Annotated in this window: 15 protein-coding genes, 1 tRNA gene and 1 other RNA gene; 4 read left to right on the top strand and 13 right to left on the bottom strand. The window is 41.2% G+C overall.

Features of this window, described 5'->3' with window-relative positions; genetic code table 11:
- Positions 1-337: 337 nt before the first annotated feature.
- A complete protein-coding gene (locus JMX18_RS11950) occupies positions 338-1,096 on the top strand; it encodes a GspH/FimT family pseudopilin (RefSeq protein WP_201587944.1) in 759 nt (252 codons plus the stop codon).
- Between the two features lie 3 nt (positions 1,097-1,099).
- Here JMX18_RS11950 and JMX18_RS11945 read toward each other — a convergent pair whose 3' ends face one another.
- The 11 genes from JMX18_RS11945 to coaD all read right to left on the bottom strand — a co-directional run bounded on the left by JMX18_RS11945 (position 1,100) and on the right by coaD (position 10,305).
- Positions 1,100-1,855 carry a pyridoxine 5'-phosphate synthase gene (locus JMX18_RS11945; RefSeq protein WP_201587943.1) on the bottom strand — a complete coding sequence of 252 codons (756 nt, stop codon included), beginning with the start codon at positions 1,853-1,855 and terminating at the stop codon, positions 1,100-1,102.
- 12 nt (positions 1,856-1,867) lie between these two features.
- Positions 1,868-2,665 (bottom strand): DNA repair protein RecO, encoded by a 798-nt coding sequence (gene recO, locus JMX18_RS11940; RefSeq protein WP_201587942.1) that lies wholly within the window; start codon positions 2,663-2,665, stop codon positions 1,868-1,870.
- Between the two features lie 31 nt (positions 2,666-2,696).
- Positions 2,697-3,758 carry a GTPase Era gene (gene era, locus JMX18_RS11935; RefSeq protein WP_406947375.1) on the bottom strand — a complete coding sequence of 354 codons (1,062 nt, stop codon included), beginning with the start codon at positions 3,756-3,758 and terminating at the stop codon, positions 2,697-2,699.
- A gap of 235 nt (positions 3,759-3,993) precedes the next feature.
- Positions 3,994-4,791, bottom strand: coding sequence for a ribonuclease III (rnc, locus tag JMX18_RS11930; protein ID WP_201587940.1), 798 nt, complete (start codon positions 4,789-4,791; stop codon positions 3,994-3,996).
- A gap of 53 nt (positions 4,792-4,844) precedes the next feature.
- The gene (locus JMX18_RS11925) at positions 4,845-5,243 is read right to left on the bottom strand and encodes a DUF4845 domain-containing protein (protein WP_227674653.1); all 399 of its coding nucleotides are present in this window, start codon (positions 5,241-5,243) and stop codon (positions 4,845-4,847) included.
- Between the two features lie 141 nt (positions 5,244-5,384).
- Positions 5,385-6,287 (bottom strand): signal peptidase I, encoded by a 903-nt coding sequence (gene lepB, locus JMX18_RS11920; protein WP_201587938.1) that lies wholly within the window; start codon positions 6,285-6,287, stop codon positions 5,385-5,387.
- Positions 6,288-6,440: 153 nt separating this feature from the next.
- Positions 6,441-8,243 (bottom strand): translation elongation factor 4, encoded by a 1,803-nt coding sequence (lepA, locus tag JMX18_RS11915; RefSeq protein ID WP_201587936.1) that lies wholly within the window; start codon positions 8,241-8,243, stop codon positions 6,441-6,443.
- Between the two features lie 417 nt (positions 8,244-8,660).
- Positions 8,661-8,737 (bottom strand) — tRNA-Met (locus JMX18_RS11910).
- An 84-nt stretch (positions 8,738-8,821) separates the two neighbouring features.
- Positions 8,822-9,186, bottom strand: an RNA gene (gene rnpB, locus JMX18_RS11905) — RNase P RNA component class A.
- A gap of 283 nt (positions 9,187-9,469) precedes the next feature.
- The gene (locus tag JMX18_RS11900) at positions 9,470-9,718 is read right to left on the bottom strand and encodes a YfhL family 4Fe-4S dicluster ferredoxin (protein ID WP_201587934.1); all 249 of its coding nucleotides are present in this window, start codon (positions 9,716-9,718) and stop codon (positions 9,470-9,472) included.
- A 47-nt stretch (positions 9,719-9,765) separates the two neighbouring features.
- Positions 9,766-10,305: a pantetheine-phosphate adenylyltransferase gene (coaD, locus tag JMX18_RS11895; protein ID WP_201587932.1), complete on the bottom strand. Its 540-nt coding sequence runs from the start codon at positions 10,303-10,305 to the stop codon at positions 9,766-9,768.
- A gap of 253 nt (positions 10,306-10,558) precedes the next feature.
- Between coaD and smpB the strand changes: the two genes are divergently transcribed.
- Complete coding sequence (smpB, locus tag JMX18_RS11890) at positions 10,559-11,035, top strand: SsrA-binding protein SmpB (RefSeq protein ID WP_201587931.1); 477 nt, start codon at positions 10,559-10,561, stop codon at positions 11,033-11,035.
- 112 nt (positions 11,036-11,147) lie between these two features.
- Here the strand turns inward: smpB and rarD are convergent, their stop codons facing one another.
- Positions 11,148-12,158, bottom strand: a complete 1,011-nt coding sequence (gene rarD, locus JMX18_RS11885) for an EamA family transporter RarD (RefSeq protein ID WP_201587930.1) — start codon at positions 12,156-12,158, stop codon at positions 11,148-11,150.
- Positions 12,159-12,403: 245 nt separating this feature from the next.
- Between rarD and JMX18_RS11880 the strand changes: the two genes are divergently transcribed.
- On the top strand, positions 12,404-12,871 hold the full coding sequence (locus tag JMX18_RS11880) for an Lrp/AsnC family transcriptional regulator (protein WP_201587929.1): 468 nt from the start codon (positions 12,404-12,406) through the stop codon (positions 12,869-12,871).
- Here JMX18_RS11880 and JMX18_RS11875 read toward each other — a convergent pair.
- Entirely contained in the window at positions 12,868-13,251 is a 384-nt protein-coding gene (locus JMX18_RS11875; protein ID WP_201587928.1) for a hypothetical protein, read from the bottom strand. The two genes, JMX18_RS11880 and JMX18_RS11875, sit on opposite strands and share 4 nt — an antisense overlap.
- A 122-nt stretch (positions 13,252-13,373) precedes the next feature.
- Between JMX18_RS11875 and JMX18_RS11870 the strand changes: the two genes are divergently transcribed.
- Entirely contained in the window at positions 13,374-14,366 is a 993-nt protein-coding gene (locus JMX18_RS11870) for a hypothetical protein (RefSeq protein WP_201587927.1), read from the top strand.
- Positions 14,367-14,547: the final 181 nt, after the last annotated feature.

Below are 14,547 nucleotides of genomic sequence, written 5' to 3'. Positions count from 1 at the left end.
TATTTACACTTGTATTGTTTATTATCTCATAAACAAACACAGATATCAGCTAACTGTAAGCGCTTTTTCTGTCTTCTATTAATAGTTTAATACAAATAAATTATTTTCTCTATTGTTAAAATCGTATGTTCACTAATTGAAACATTTTCTGACATAGCCTTTATATTTAGTATATATTGTAATAGCTTACTTAATTTCATTGGCAATGTTAATACCTAATCCATCTGCAAAGCTTTTAAATAGATTAAGTTGCTTATACCTCACCGTAAAGAATCTGAAAAACAATAGACCATCATTTATGTGTCTAACTGTTACTCAATATAGGTGTCAACTAAACATGACCAAGCCCAGAGTGACTAGTGTTATCCTAAAACAAATTCATACTTTGTATCTATTCAGTCTAGGGGTTCAGCCTAAAAATTGCCGCTTTAAATACTTTAATCTTCTCTTTTTGAGCAAACTCACTATCAGATTTTATAAGAGAAAGACTTATAATATAAAAGGCTTAGCAAAACTTGAGCGCTGTATTAAAGCCAAATCTTCTATTTACTTTTATCCTTCATCTATAAAGTCTAAAAACGGTTTTACACTAGTAGAGCTAATAGTTACTATAGCGGTTCTAGCTATCATAGCGACTATTGCCACACCTTCAATTTTAACCCAATTGGCTCATATGGAAGCTAAGCGTATAAGAAGTCAATTAACCACCACCCTTGCTACTGCAAAAGCTGAAAGTTATATTCGGCGACAAAACTTGCTGGTTTGTTTATCGAATACTGGCGGACGCTGCCATAGAGATAGTGAAAAAAAGCTACTATTATTTATAGATAGTAATGACAATCAACACTTTGATAGTAACACTGATCAATTGTTAAGTGAGCAGTCATTAAATCCCAAATATAGTACGCTTAGTCTACGAGCAGGTAACCGCCATTATACTAAATTCTGGGGTGATAGTGGCAAACCTCGCGGTCATTTTGGCCACATCAAGTATTGTCCAACCTCCACCTATAATCATAATATGTATCAGATCTCATTTAACCAAGGCGGGATCGTTAAGTACAAACCCAATAGTGCTCACGATACAGGGTGTTGACTCCTAACCTTGATGGTACATAGCTGCTTTCATCATTGCTACAGCTTGCGCTAAACCTGAAAATACAGCATCAGCTATCAAGGCGTGTCCGATATTAAGCTCATAGATACCTTCAATCTGGGCAATAGCATTCACATTATCTCGAGTTAGACCGTGACCAGCGTTGATTAATAATTCGCTGTCCGTTTGTTGAGCAATGGCAACGGCTGCTTTGATTCGCTCAAGCTCAGCATTTTGACTCTCAACATTGCCCGCTAATCCTTGCTCTGCATAAGACCCAGTATGGAGCTCAATAGCATCAGCTCCACAAGTAATAGCGGCCTTAACCTGAGTCTCATCAGGGTCAATGAATAGGGAGACTTTAATGCCTACTTTTTGTAGCTGACTGATATAGTCGCTCAAATAGTCTATTTGATTGGCCACATCAAGGCCACCTTCGGTTGTTAGCTCGGCACGCTTTTCAGGTACTAAACATACCCAAAATGGTTTGACCTTCCGAGCAATTTCTAACATTTCAGTAGTAGCGGCTATTTCTAAATTCAGCCTCGTAGTCAGCTGCTTGGCAATCTCATACACATCTGCATCTTGAATATGACGACGATCTTCACGTAAATGAATCGTGATGCCGTCAGCGCCTGCCTGCTCACAAAGCAGCGCTGCCGCTACTGGGCTGGGATAATCAACGCCGCGCGCTTGACGCAAAGTAGCTACGTGGTCAATGTTGACCCCAAGTAATGGTTTTTGAGTAGAATGGTTCATAAAAAATCCTTATCACTGATAGCGCTGCTGCTGTTGCCATAATAGTCGGCTCTGCAGCGGCTGATAGTCCAATAAATTATCTATGAGATGACGATGTAACCGCGACCACAAGTTCAGGGTATCTGCGCTAATAGCAGACTCGACCATGGTCAATATTTCGCTGCCGCTAAACAAAGCCTGAGTAATAGAGCGCTCATTGCTATTATTATCAACGGCGTTACCATTATCTCGATGGAAAACCGGTACCAAACCCACATCGGCTAAAAAGCGATAATCGCAGTTGGCGTCAATAGCATCACGGCTATTATCATGCGTTAAGATTAACTCAAATCCTAACTCTTGGAATAATTGATGCTCAAACTGACGCAAGCATAAGCGTAGATCAATTGCTGTTAAAGGCTGTTTAAGGATGAGCAAACTATTTTGGTAATGTTGCCATAATGCCGGCATTGGGTCTTCGGTTGGCAGTAGCTTCCACAATATCTCATTTAGATAAAGCGCGGCATACTGCTGTTGACCAGTAATCTGCTCATAACGCTGCGGCTGGATACTATCCTTATCAACTTCTGTAGCATTTTCATTGTTAGTATTATTAGTATTAAATGCTAGCGGGGCTAGATTTATCTGAGTAAAAGTCTTTAATTCACGCTTACCTGTAGCAAATAATTGCAAAGGTTCGAACAATGGCGCGCCTTTTTTACCGATACCGTGAATCACTCCGTGCTGCTGAGAGAATAGATAATATAAAGCCCGCTTTTCTTGATAAGGTCGCTGATGCAATAAGTAACCCGTTAATGCCTCATTACGCATTTTATTACCTCAAGTCTAACCTTAGATTAGGTTAATAACCCAAACTAGTCAAAGCTCGCTCGTCATCCGACCAACCACGCTTAACTTTTACCCATAAAGTTAACATGACTTTTTTGTCAAACAGTTGTTCCATGTCTTTACGAGCATCAATGCCCACTTGTTTGATACGCTGACCTTTTTCACCAATAACAATGGCTTTTTGGCCACTACGTTCAACATAAATAGTCGCATCAATGAAGGTACAGGCTTTGCGCGGACGACCGGTCTTGGGATCGGTATGCGCCGCTTCATCTTTAAACTCATCAATCTGTACAGTTAAGTCGTAAGGAACTTCGTCACCAGCGCTACGCATTATTTTTTCGCGGATAATTTCGCTAGCTAAAAAACGCTCAGAGCGATCAGTGATTTGCTCGGTATCGTATATCGGTGCCGCTTGCGGTAAATGCGAAGCAATCACTTGTTGTAAGCGATCTAAGTTCTGACTCTTTAAAGCCGAGACTGGCACAATATCAGCAAAGTCAAAGCTTTCATTAAAGGTTTCTATAAGCGGCAAAATACTACCCTTATCCTTTAAGGTATCCGCTTTATTAATCACCAATACTACGGTTAAATCAGTTTCGCCAAGCTTTTGTAGCGTCAACAAATCATCGTCACGCCACTGGTCTGAGTCCACCACAAACAAAACTAGATCAACATCAACTAGGGCTGATAGCGCCGCTTTATTCATACGCTCATTAATAGCACGAACTTCATTACGGTGAATACCTGGGGTATCAACAAACACCGCTTGCATCTCATCATTACTCAAAATACCGTGAATACGATGACGCGTGGTTTGCGGTTTGCGTGAAGTGATGGACAGCTTTTGACCTAGCAAATGGTTCATCAAAGTCGATTTACCCACATTTGGCCGACCAATGATGGCTACATAGCCGGCTTTAAAGTCTTCTGCAACTCCTGACTCAGTACTCGACGCAAAAAAATCGGTAATGGCAGTATCATTATGCTCATCAGTAGGCGGCACAGTGGTTTGCTGCTCAGCTGGGATATTATCTTTAAGGTTGTCATTATCTATTTGGGTATTATCGGTCATATTATCTGCATCATTGGTATAGTTAGTTGGCGAATCTTGTTGATTGCTCATAGAATAATCCTATAACTATTGCATTTATTGGTCATAGCTTTAACAGAACTTTATCCAGGATAAGTATGCTTTTATAAATGTAATAGTTTTAAAATATGAAATCGTTGTTTTATTTTTGAAGTACCACTTGAAGTCCTATGGCGCACCTTGAAATTTCAAAACTTTTTAAGTATTAGAACAAAACTCAAACGTGTTTTTTATGTAGGCTCGGCAATTTGGATAATTGGTTGATCATGAGCTCAGCGGCTTTTTGCTCTGCAATTCGGCGGCTTTCACCCGATTCTATAATATCGGGACAGTTTTTAATATTAACATGACAGCGCACCACAAAAATCTGATGAGGAGCGTTACCCTGAGTTTCTACCAACTCGTAATGCGGCAAATCAAACTGCTTAGATTGCAGCCATTCTTGTAGACGGCTCTTGGCATCTTTTAGCAGCTTTTGTTCGCTCACATTATCAATCAAATCGCCGTACCAAGCCAATACACATTTGCGAGTGATATTTATATCTTGGCTGTCTAAATAAATGGCCCCTATCAGCGATTCGACCGCATCTGCTAAAATTGAAGCACGATTACGCCCACCACCTTTACGCTCACCAATACCTAGTATTAAATGATTGGATAACTCTAAATTTTGCGCAATAATAACCAGCGATTCTTGACGCACCAAAGTGGCACGCATACGCGTCAACCGCCCTTCGTTTTGAGTAGGATAACGGTGGTATAATGCCTCCCCGACTATCATCCCTAACAAAGCGTCACCCAAAAACTCCAGACGCTCATAGTTCTTTTTGCTATCAAAAGAGCGATGGGTTAATGCCAGCTTTGGGTAACTTAAATCGTTAAATTCGTAACCTAGTTTACGGGTCAAGACCTCTAAGCGTTGAAGAAAAGCCGAGCTAGATGATGCAGCCTCTGCAGCGGTACTGCGTTTTTTGGTCTCTTTTGTCGCTAAGTGTTGTTGCGGGTTTGATTTCATGCGCGGGTTTTTATTATCCTATTAATACAATTATATTAGCGAATGTTGAGGCCCTACTCTGCTGAAGTGCTATTTATATCACCTTCAAAGCGATTGACGATGTCAACATTCCCAAATAAGTTATTGGTCTTATTATAATCCTTACGAATGGCGAGCTGGCCAGCTTTTTTATCGGTAAAAACAAACAAATCCTCAGCCGTAGTGTCATAGTAAGCGTTGATAGATAACTGCTGATTCACACTTTCTATAAACTGTTTTGCGCTATCACCTTCATTATTAGCTGCTTTTAGCTTATCACTAAGCATTTTTGTCAGCTGATAGTCGTTAATCTGTGCTGGTACGATGGCGACCAGCAGCTTGCCTGCAACTACAATTATGATGAGCAGTAAAACCACACTGGTCACGCTAGCGCCGCGCTGCGAGGATAAACTCGTAAGCTGAGGTGACATCATTTATTCTGATCCTTCAGTGAAATAATAGTTACTTATTCGCTTTACTTATTAAACTTATTAGAGCTTGATCCTATAACGCTTAGCTTACTTTAGTCATTTTCTTTATTGATAGTAGCACAATATTTAAGTCTAAAACGACGACTACTCAATAGAGCCATTACGGGCAAAGTTGGGTAGGTTTAAGCCGGGCGGCTTATGCATCCATATATAAACCGCTTTACCTGCTAGATTGCCATCAGGTACAAACCCCCAGAAGCGTCCATCCGCACTACGGTCACGGTTGTCGCCCATTACAAAATACTGCTCCTCAGGAACTTTGATACGCCACTCAGTCCCAGCCGAGGTGACAACTTCGGGGGATTGTTGCTGCAAAAATGGCGCATATTGTGAGCTATTAGTCTCCCCTACATAGCGTACTAGATGTTGATTATCACCCTGAGTTTCTCGGAAATACTGTGCTTCGTTTTCTTCTTGTTGCCCTATCTGTTCCGCTTCAGATTCAGTAATAACTTGTCCAGGCGCGATTTGACCTGCTGCATACAACTGCGCTGTAAGCTCAGGATTGGCATCAAAGTTTATTGATTCAGTTTTGACAGGCACGTCATTAATAGCCAGCTGACCTTGACTGTAACTTACCGTATCGCCTGGGAGACCAATAACCCGCTTGATATAATAAATACTAGGATTTTCAGGATAGCGAAATACAGCTACATCGCCATGTTCTGGACTGCCGGTATCTAATACTTTATTGTAGGTCAGCGGCAGTCTTACCCCATAAGCGTATTTATTTACGGCAATAAAATCGCCAGTATATAAGGTCGGCACCATAGAGGATGAAGGTATGTTAAAAGGTTCAATCAGGAAGGAGCGTACGATAAGTACCACCGCCAATACTGGGAAAAAGTCATAAGCCCAGCGTACCAATAAACTTTCTTTGCCACGACCTTGCGTTTTACTTTGCTTTAATGCAAATTTGTCTATTAACCAAACCAGCCCTAAGCCTAAGGTTAATGGCACCAAAATCAAATTAAAATCAAAATCCATACTTAATTGCCTATTAACTTACGCGTATTTGACCGTTTTGCTTAGTATTGCTTTTTAATAATGGCAGTACTGGTATTATTTTCAATGTTATTTAAATAACAACTAATAAATAGCTATACATCAGTACATCAGTCGTTATTTATAATTGAGGTGTTACTGATTATCAACTTGTAATACCGCTAAGAAAGCTTCTTGTGGAATCTCAACGTTACCCACTTGCTTCATGCGTTTTTTACCTTCTTTTTGCTTAGACAGCAGCTTTTTCTTACGTGATACGTCACCACCATAACACTTGGCAAGAACGTCTTTACGCATGGCCTTAACCGTACTACGACCAATAATTTGGGCGCCAATAGCCGCTTGAATCGCCACATCAAACATCTGCCGCGGAATCAGCTCTTTCATCTTAGTTACTAGCTGATTACCACGATAACGCGCTTGATCTTGGTGACAAATCATCGCTAGTGCATCGACTCTATCGCCATTAATAAGAACATCTACTCTGACCAGTTTGTCCGCTTGATAACGCTCAAAATTATAATCTAATGAAGCAAATCCACGTGATACTGATTTTAGACGATCGAAGAAGTCCATGACCACCTCGCCCATCGGAATATCAAATACCATCTGCACTTGTTTGCCCATAAAGCGCATGTCAACTTGCACACCGCGGCGCTCCATACATAGGGTCATCACGTTACCTACATAGTCTTGCGGCACTAAAATCTGACAGCGAGCAATAGGCTCACGGAACTCTTCAATATTATTCGGCTCAGGCAGCTTTGAGGGGTTATCAACATGAATAACTTCGCCATCCTTTTTTTCAATCTCGTAAATCACTGAAGGCGCAGTGGTAATCAAATCCAAGTCGTACTCACGCTCTAGGCGCTCTTGGATAATCTCCATGTGCAGCATACCTAAAAAGCCGCAGCGAAAACCAAAACCTAAGGCATCAGAAGTATCAGGCTCAAAAAACAATGAAGCATCGTTAATTTGCAGCTTTTGTAGCGCTTCACGAAACTTTTCAAAATCATTAGCATCTACCGGAAATAGACCCGCATAAACCTGCGGTGTAATCTGTTTAAAACCGGGGATACGCTCAACATCAGGAGTTTTAGCATGGGTAATAGTATCACCAACCGGCGCGCCAGCAATATCTTTGATACCGGCGATGATAAAGCCCACTTCGCCCGCTTCCAAAATCCCGGTATCTACCGGCTTGGGAGTAAAAATACCAATTGAGCTGACCGGATGCGCCTCTTGGGTTGATTTTATATAGATTTTATCGCCTTTTTTAACCGTGCCTTGACGCACACGGACTAAAGAGACTACGCCCAAATAGCTATCAAACCATGAATCAATAATAAGCGCCTGTAATGGGGCCTCACGATCGCCGGTCGGCGCTGGAATAAACTCAACTAAGGCTTCTAGGAGCTTATCCACGCCCAAACCTGATTTGGCAGAGACTCTTGGCGCATCGACAGCATCAATACCGATAATATCTTCAATCTCTTGAATAACCCGCTCAGGCTCGACTTGTGGCAAATCTATTTTATTGAGCACAGCCATGACTTCTAGACCCTGATCGACGGCGGTATAACAGTTAGCCACCGACTGTGCTTCGACACCTTGCGCCGCATCCACAACTAACAGCGCACCTTCACAAGCGGCTAATGAGCGTGATACTTCATAAGAAAAATCAACGTGGCCGGGGGTATCAATAAAATTCAGCTGATAGCGCTCACCATTAGGATGGTCATAATAAAGCGTCACCGATTGCGCTTTAATAGTGATACCGCGTTCACGCTCAATATCCATGGAATCGAGGACTTGTGCCTGCATCTCACGGTCTTGTAGCGCCCCGCACATCTGAATAAAACGATCAGCAAGGGTCGATTTGCCATGATCAATATGGGCAATAATAGAAAAGTTACGAATATTGGCTAATGCAGTCACAAAGCGCCTACTAAATAATGGATGATTGAATAATAATCGAAAAAATTTGAATATGCCAAACTTACATCTACAGGTCAGTCGCCCTTATTTTAATTCTAAGCCTAAACTTAAAGTAGAGCTTAAGCTTGGTAGAATAAAATCAGATACTGGTAACACTGTTGTTACGCACAGGCATATGCACGTATTCTAGCAGTTTTCTGCGCTAAAGTAAGGCGATTTTGTCAGCAAGCGCTTGATTTTATAATGAAGATAAGAGCGCTTACAAAAGATAGGTGAACCAGTTGGTTTGATAGAAGCTTATAACCCGTACTTAAAGTCAATCAGCGCCAAAGCGCCTTATAGAATCTAGGCAGGCTTTGGGCAAAAAAAAACCAATCGCAGAGGATTGGCATTTTAAACTGATTGCTCAGTTATATATGGTGGCGATGAAGAGACTTGAACTCTTGACCTCACGATTATGAGTCGTGCGCTCTAACCAGCTGAGCTACATCGCCATTTAAGGCTCGGTATTATGCCCAAGAGGAGGTCGGTCGTCAACCCCTAAAGCATAATTTTTTCACTTAAAAAACTAAATTAAAAGGTTTGGTAGACCGATAAGCCGGGTTCTGTCGTGGACAATCATTCCTCTAGGCGTATCATCGCTAATACGCTCAAGCAACCTACCCGCATCGAACGCGGGCCGCGCCATGCCGATGCCTATTTGGTCTTGCTACGCGTGGAGTTTACCGTGCCGTGAGATGTTGCCATCCACGCGGTGCGCTCTTACCGCACCCTTTCACCCTTACCGATAGTGCCTTACGGCATTAAAGGCGGTCTACTCTCTGCTGCACTGGTCGTCAGGTTACCCTGCCCAGCCGTTAGCTGGCACGCTGCCCTATGTAGCCCGGACTTTCCTCCCCTGCGCTCTGTTACCAGAGGCAGCGGCGATTGCCTAGTCTACCAAGCGCCGTATTATAGCAAATTTTGTGCCAAATTAGTTATCTATTTTCATCTTATTTAGTGTGCCAATATTATGCCCTTTCAACATCTAAATTCATTGGCGTATAGCTGAGTCACTTTAAAAATGTTACAACTCAGTGCTGCTAGTATTTGTTTTGCGCAGCCTTTGTCAGCGTAGACACAGCACGCAAGTAAAATGAATACCAGCAGCACGTGGCTAAATATATCAGTTTTATTTGAGATTGACTATAGACTGGGTTTTTAGATTATTTCTACCAAAAAGCTATTCATTTACCCGTAAGACGCTTGTATTTCGCTAATAAGTCGCTGTCACTCTCGACATGGTCAGGATCATGAGGAATGCAATCAACGGGACAGATAACTACACACTGCGGTTCATCAAAATGTCCGACACATTCGGTACATAAATCAGGATCGATAACATAAATATCCTCGCCCTCTGAGATTGCTTCGTTTGGGCAAGCAGGCTCGCAAACATCACAATTGATACATTCATCAGTGATTAATAATGCCATGACCTGCTCCTTATAAATCTGATTTATTTTAAATAGCTGTCGAGCTTTTAACTATTAGAGGTGTCTAATTTAGAGGTGCCTAATTTTTTTGCAAAAGCCTGAGAGACTACATTAGGCACAAATTTACTAACATCGCCATTGAGTTTAGCAATTTCACGAATCATAGTCGATGAGATAAAAGAGTAGTGTTGTGACGGGGTCAGAAACACCGCTTCGAACCTTTCATCAAGCTCGCGGTTCATATTGGCTAGCTGAAACTCATACTCAAAATCTGACATCGCTCGTAAACCACGCAACACCGCCGTAGCGTTCTTTTCACGCATAAAGTCAACCAGCAACCCTTCAAAGCCGACTACCGATACTTGCGGTAAATCCTCAAACACCGTCTCTACTAAAGCTACGCGTTCCTCGAAGTTAAATAAAGGCGTTTTGTGATGACCTGAGGCCACCGCAATGACTACTTCATCAAATAATTTGGTCGCACGTTTAACCAAATCCACATGACCATTGGTAATGGGATCAAAAGTTCCTGGATACAATATCTTGGTGTGTAGCTTTGAAGATTTAGGAGAAGTCACTGAGTTCATAACAAGGCTAATTTAGTCGTTAATAATACTGCGTATGCTAGCAAATTTTGACTGGATTTAATACTTATCTGCTACATTTGTCATAAACGCCGATTTACATTTAAACCCAATCCTTTGATATAATAGTTGGTTCGACTCATCCGTAATAACAGTAAGGCTTGATCTTGGTATTGAAACCTTGATATTAGCAAGCTGGGATGAGGAATTAGTAAGGCAAGGACAATTATAATTAAAAAGTCCTTAGGAGAGTATTATGTCAAAAAAATCGAGAAAGCCAGACAATCAAATTGCCAGTAATAAAAAGGCACGTCATGAGTATTTTATCGAGGAAACCTTTGAGGCCGGACTGTCATTACAAGGCTGGGAGGTCAAATCCATTCGCGCCGGCAAAATGTCGATTACCGAAGCTTACATTATCTTCCGTAACGGTGAGGCGTTTTTATTTGGTGCCCATATTCAGCCACTGATATCGAGCTCAACCCATATCAGCCCTGATAGTACCCGTACTCGTAAATTGCTGCTCAATCGCCGTGAAATCGACAAGCTCTACGGCGCTGTCAATCAAAAAGGCTATGCTTGCGTGCCATTATCCTGCTATTGGAAACGCTCAATGGTAAAATGTCAGATTGCCCTTGCGGTCGGTAAAAAGCAACATGATAAACGCAAAACCATAAAAGAGCGTGATTGGGAGCGTGATAAGCAGCGTGGTTTTAAGCAGCATATGGAATAAATTAAATCATTTAAATAAGCTCATTCAATCTATGACCAAAGGAGGATTCAGCTTAGAGCTGAGTCCTCCTTTTTTATTTCTACTGTGCTTTACAAACTTTTTTGATTACTTTTTATACTGCTTGTTCTGTTATCGCAGGTGGCATATTTTTACCAGCTCGGCGCAGTTGGCGAATACCATGAGCAATCAAACAAGCAATTCCTAGCCAAATCAATCCATAACTATAGACCATCGCTGATTCAAAGGGATTGCCAAGTATAGTTATAGCTAAGATGAACAATAGTGCTGGCTCCAGATAGCTCATCATGCCATATACATTTACCGGTAGCATCTGACTGGCATCGACGTTAGTTTTCATAGCCAGTACGCTAAGCACGCCCAGCCCTGCAAGCATTAGGATAAAAAAAGAAGAGCCGCTAACTAACCCTAAACTGCTGGGTGCTAACAAAAATAAATAAGCCAGCGCAAAAGGGACAAAGACCGTCAAGTCCACTAGTAATCCTGTGATGGCGCTGACTCCTTGCTTACGGCGTAAAATGTAATACAGTGGATAGGTGCCGCACACCCAAACAGTGGCCCATGACACGCTTTGGGTGCGAATAATCTCGCTTCCTACTCCTAGTGCTGCAAAGCCTACCGCCAACCATTGTAAACGGCTGAGTTTCTCACCGAATAACACACAGCCAAATACCACCATCATTAGGGGGAATAAAAAATAACCCATGGCAGTTTGCACACCCTGCCCATTAACGGGTGCCCACATAAATAGCCAAAACTGACTTAAAAATATCGGTGTCGGTAATAGTAGCCACGCCCACTGCTTTATTGAGCGTAGCGCGGTTATCTTATTAATATGGACCCCCAAACGTCCACTGACTAGCAAATACCCTACCAACGCTGCCCACATCGCTAGCATACGCCAAATAAAGACTTGCGTGCCTGATAAAGGTGCCAAAAAGCTGCTGTACGCATAAAGCACCCCAAACAAAATGTTAGACAACACCGCCAGCATCACGCCTACTATCAAGGTACGCTGCTGAGCGCTACCTGCTGTCCACAGCGCTGGCAAAGGTAAGCGATCTAAGGTTGTAGTTAGAGTATTCGAGCGTATAGAGGTGGACATTAAAGGCTCCTTGGCGTGGCTATCAGCTATTTTTTTGAAGCTTAAGGTTGATAGCTACTATTTTAATGAAGCGCTATAATAAATTATCTCTATATAAATCTATTACTGATTATATTTATCTTAATTAACGACTGAAATTCAATTATTTATTACTTAATTGATTTATAGTGAGATTAATTATTTTTAAGTATGTTGTTTTTATTCAAATAAAGAAGATTTATCTTCCCAAAAAGGAGCGTTAAGTCATGAATCAAATCTTAGATAAGACTGATAAAGCCATCTTAAATCTACTCCAAGATGATGCAACGCTACCACTAAAAAAAGTTGCTGAACACGTCCATGTCTCTACTGCAACCGCTCAGCGCCGGGTGCAAGCCTTGATAGATAATGGCGTGATTACCAAGCAAGTGGCGATCGTTGATCCTGATAAAGTCGGTTATGGTCTGACTGCGGTAGTCATGATAGAGATGTCACGCTCCAACACTTCTATGCAGCACCGTTTTGAGCGCTTGATGCATAACCAGCCTAGAGTGATGAGTTGTTATGAGGTGTCGGGGGACGCCGATTTTATGCTGATGGTCAATGCCAAAAACATGCATGATTATCACGAATTTACCCGTAGCCTGCTCACTTATGAGAATAATGTACGCAGCTTTAAAAGTCAGTTTGTGATGAACTTTACTAAAAGTGGGACAAAAATTTTACTAGACTAAGGAGTTTTGGATGATGTGGTCAGATGGAGCACATAAGGAATAGCAAAAATGAACGACACAAAACCATAGACAAATAAAATAGATAAAAAAGTGCCTATATGCATACCGCTTTTACTTAGGTTCATTAAATACTCAAAAGTTGTTAGCGCGACACCTAACAATAAAAACAGCATGACCATACTTAGGTGCTTGTTCATAAAACGCTTGGAGCGATAGCGCTCTCTTTTTTGAAAGTAAATCATAGCTATAAGATGCAGCAAAAGGACGATAGGTATCACATAAAACACATAATAAAAGGTGAGCTGCCCCGCTGTGCCAGCCGTATGCGCAAGAGTAGGATTCGACGCACTCAACACTAAAGCTAGCACTTGGTTTGGCATTTGTATTCCTAATTTATTTAGTTAGGGGCTGTCTAATCACATCCTGTAAAGGTACTATAAAATAACTTGACCACGTTGTGTTATTTATCTGGCAACCAATAATCATTTTAAGGGTGCTACCTATGCAAACGCTGAATACGCTTTTAACCTCGAAACTCAAGACCTCAGTTCTTGCAAAATTATCATTAAATCAGCTATGCATCGCAAGTTTACTTACATTAACCGCTTTACCACTTTATGCCCAAGGAAGTCAGACTGCTGTAAATAGTTGTGATATTTATAAGATTATCGAACAAGCAGAGAAGCCTCTAGAATTGAGCGAATTTAAGCAAACGCCAAACGGTATCAATGTCTATTCAGATAATCTTACCTTGCAAGTAGCAAACTTTCAGCTGTGCCAAGCAACTCACCCCTTTAGTAACAATGAAGATGCCATTAGCCAATATGCTAAATATGAGCAAACCTTATCTAGGCTTGCAGACAGGGCTATTATCGACTTTCCTAACAAAGACAGCTTAAGCCGCGAGCAAATAAAACAATTTAAATCTGATGGTATTTATTATCAAGAGCAAGTAGTCGAGCTTTATTTTCAAATGGCTCTAAATTACTATCTAGGTGAATTTGTTCCCAAAAACGATGAGAAAACCATACAGTATATGAGCAAAGTAGTAGACTACTTTCAACAAAATAAAGCGGAATCTATAATTTGGCTAGACTATATGGTGAGTACAGGACTGGTGCGAAAAAACAGGCGCTTGAGTCGAAACAATCCCATTACCTTGCAACATAAAACTGAGACTGGGTTAGGTATTGTAAGTACTGCACTGTTATCTAAAGCTGGACATTTAGATAGTAAAGCTGGGCTATTACTTGAAACATTTGATTATTGGCGTTCTGTACCTACTCCTCCAAGCCAAACAGAACTTGAACAGTATTTACAGCCCATTTTGCCAGCATTAGTAAGCTATGCTGAGCAAGGTAGCTATAAAGCAATAGAAGGATTAGAGAAGATTTATACTGAGTTATCCTTATTTGATAAGCGTTATGAACGAAAAGCAGGTTATTGGCAACAGCAGTCAGAAAACATACCTCAGGAAAATACTAGCTGGCAATAATTCAAAGAACTATTAGCGTAATGTGGCTAGAATTAAATTAAAAGCCAGTTGTCCAAGGCACTCTTAAATTATTAAAACAATAGCTTTCCCCATTCATCCTATACCAGTACTTTCCTTACACTATCAATAACTTAATAGGCAGTAGCTAAGCTGCTTTTTCACATCATGAATGTAATTCATG

The organism is Psychrobacter jeotgali, assembly GCF_904846315.1.
GTDB classification, from domain to species: domain Bacteria; phylum Pseudomonadota; class Gammaproteobacteria; order Pseudomonadales; family Moraxellaceae; genus Psychrobacter; species Psychrobacter jeotgali.
Note: the sequence above shows the minus strand (reverse complement) of the source record. Positions and strands in the feature narration are given on the sequence as shown.

Excerpts from the sequence above, each read along its gene's own strand:
- JMX18_RS11950 (WP_201587944.1), top strand. The coding sequence starts at position 338 with ATGACCAAGCCCAGAGTGACTAGTGTTATCCTAAAACAAATTCATACT.
- rarD (WP_201587930.1), bottom strand. The coding sequence starts at position 12,158 with ATGTCCACCTCTATACGCTCGAATACTCTAACTACAACCTTAGATCGC.
- lepB (WP_201587938.1), bottom strand. The coding sequence starts at position 6,287 with ATGGATTTTGATTTTAATTTGATTTTGGTGCCATTAACCTTAGGCTTA.
- JMX18_RS11880 (WP_201587929.1), top strand. The coding sequence starts at position 12,404 with ATGAATCAAATCTTAGATAAGACTGATAAAGCCATCTTAAATCTACTC.
- recO (WP_201587942.1), bottom strand. The coding sequence starts at position 2,665 with ATGCGTAATGAGGCATTAACGGGTTACTTATTGCATCAGCGACCTTAT.
- JMX18_RS11945 (WP_201587943.1), bottom strand. The coding sequence starts at position 1,855 with ATGAACCATTCTACTCAAAAACCATTACTTGGGGTCAACATTGACCAC.
- JMX18_RS11870 (WP_201587927.1), top strand. The coding sequence starts at position 13,374 with ATGCAAACGCTGAATACGCTTTTAACCTCGAAACTCAAGACCTCAGTT.
- JMX18_RS11875 (WP_201587928.1), bottom strand. The coding sequence starts at position 13,251 with ATGCCAAACCAAGTGCTAGCTTTAGTGTTGAGTGCGTCGAATCCTACT.
- rnc (WP_201587940.1), bottom strand. The coding sequence starts at position 4,791 with ATGAAATCAAACCCGCAACAACACTTAGCGACAAAAGAGACCAAAAAA.
- era (WP_406947375.1), bottom strand. The coding sequence starts at position 3,758 with ATGACCGATAATACCCAAATAGATAATGACAACCTTAAAGATAATATC.
- coaD (WP_201587932.1), bottom strand. The coding sequence starts at position 10,305 with ATGAACTCAGTGACTTCTCCTAAATCTTCAAAGCTACACACCAAGATA.
- smpB (WP_201587931.1), top strand. The coding sequence starts at position 10,559 with ATGTCAAAAAAATCGAGAAAGCCAGACAATCAAATTGCCAGTAATAAA.
- JMX18_RS11900 (WP_201587934.1), bottom strand. The coding sequence starts at position 9,718 with ATGGCATTATTAATCACTGATGAATGTATCAATTGTGATGTTTGCGAG.
- JMX18_RS11925 (WP_227674653.1), bottom strand. The coding sequence starts at position 5,243 with ATGATGTCACCTCAGCTTACGAGTTTATCCTCGCAGCGCGGCGCTAGC.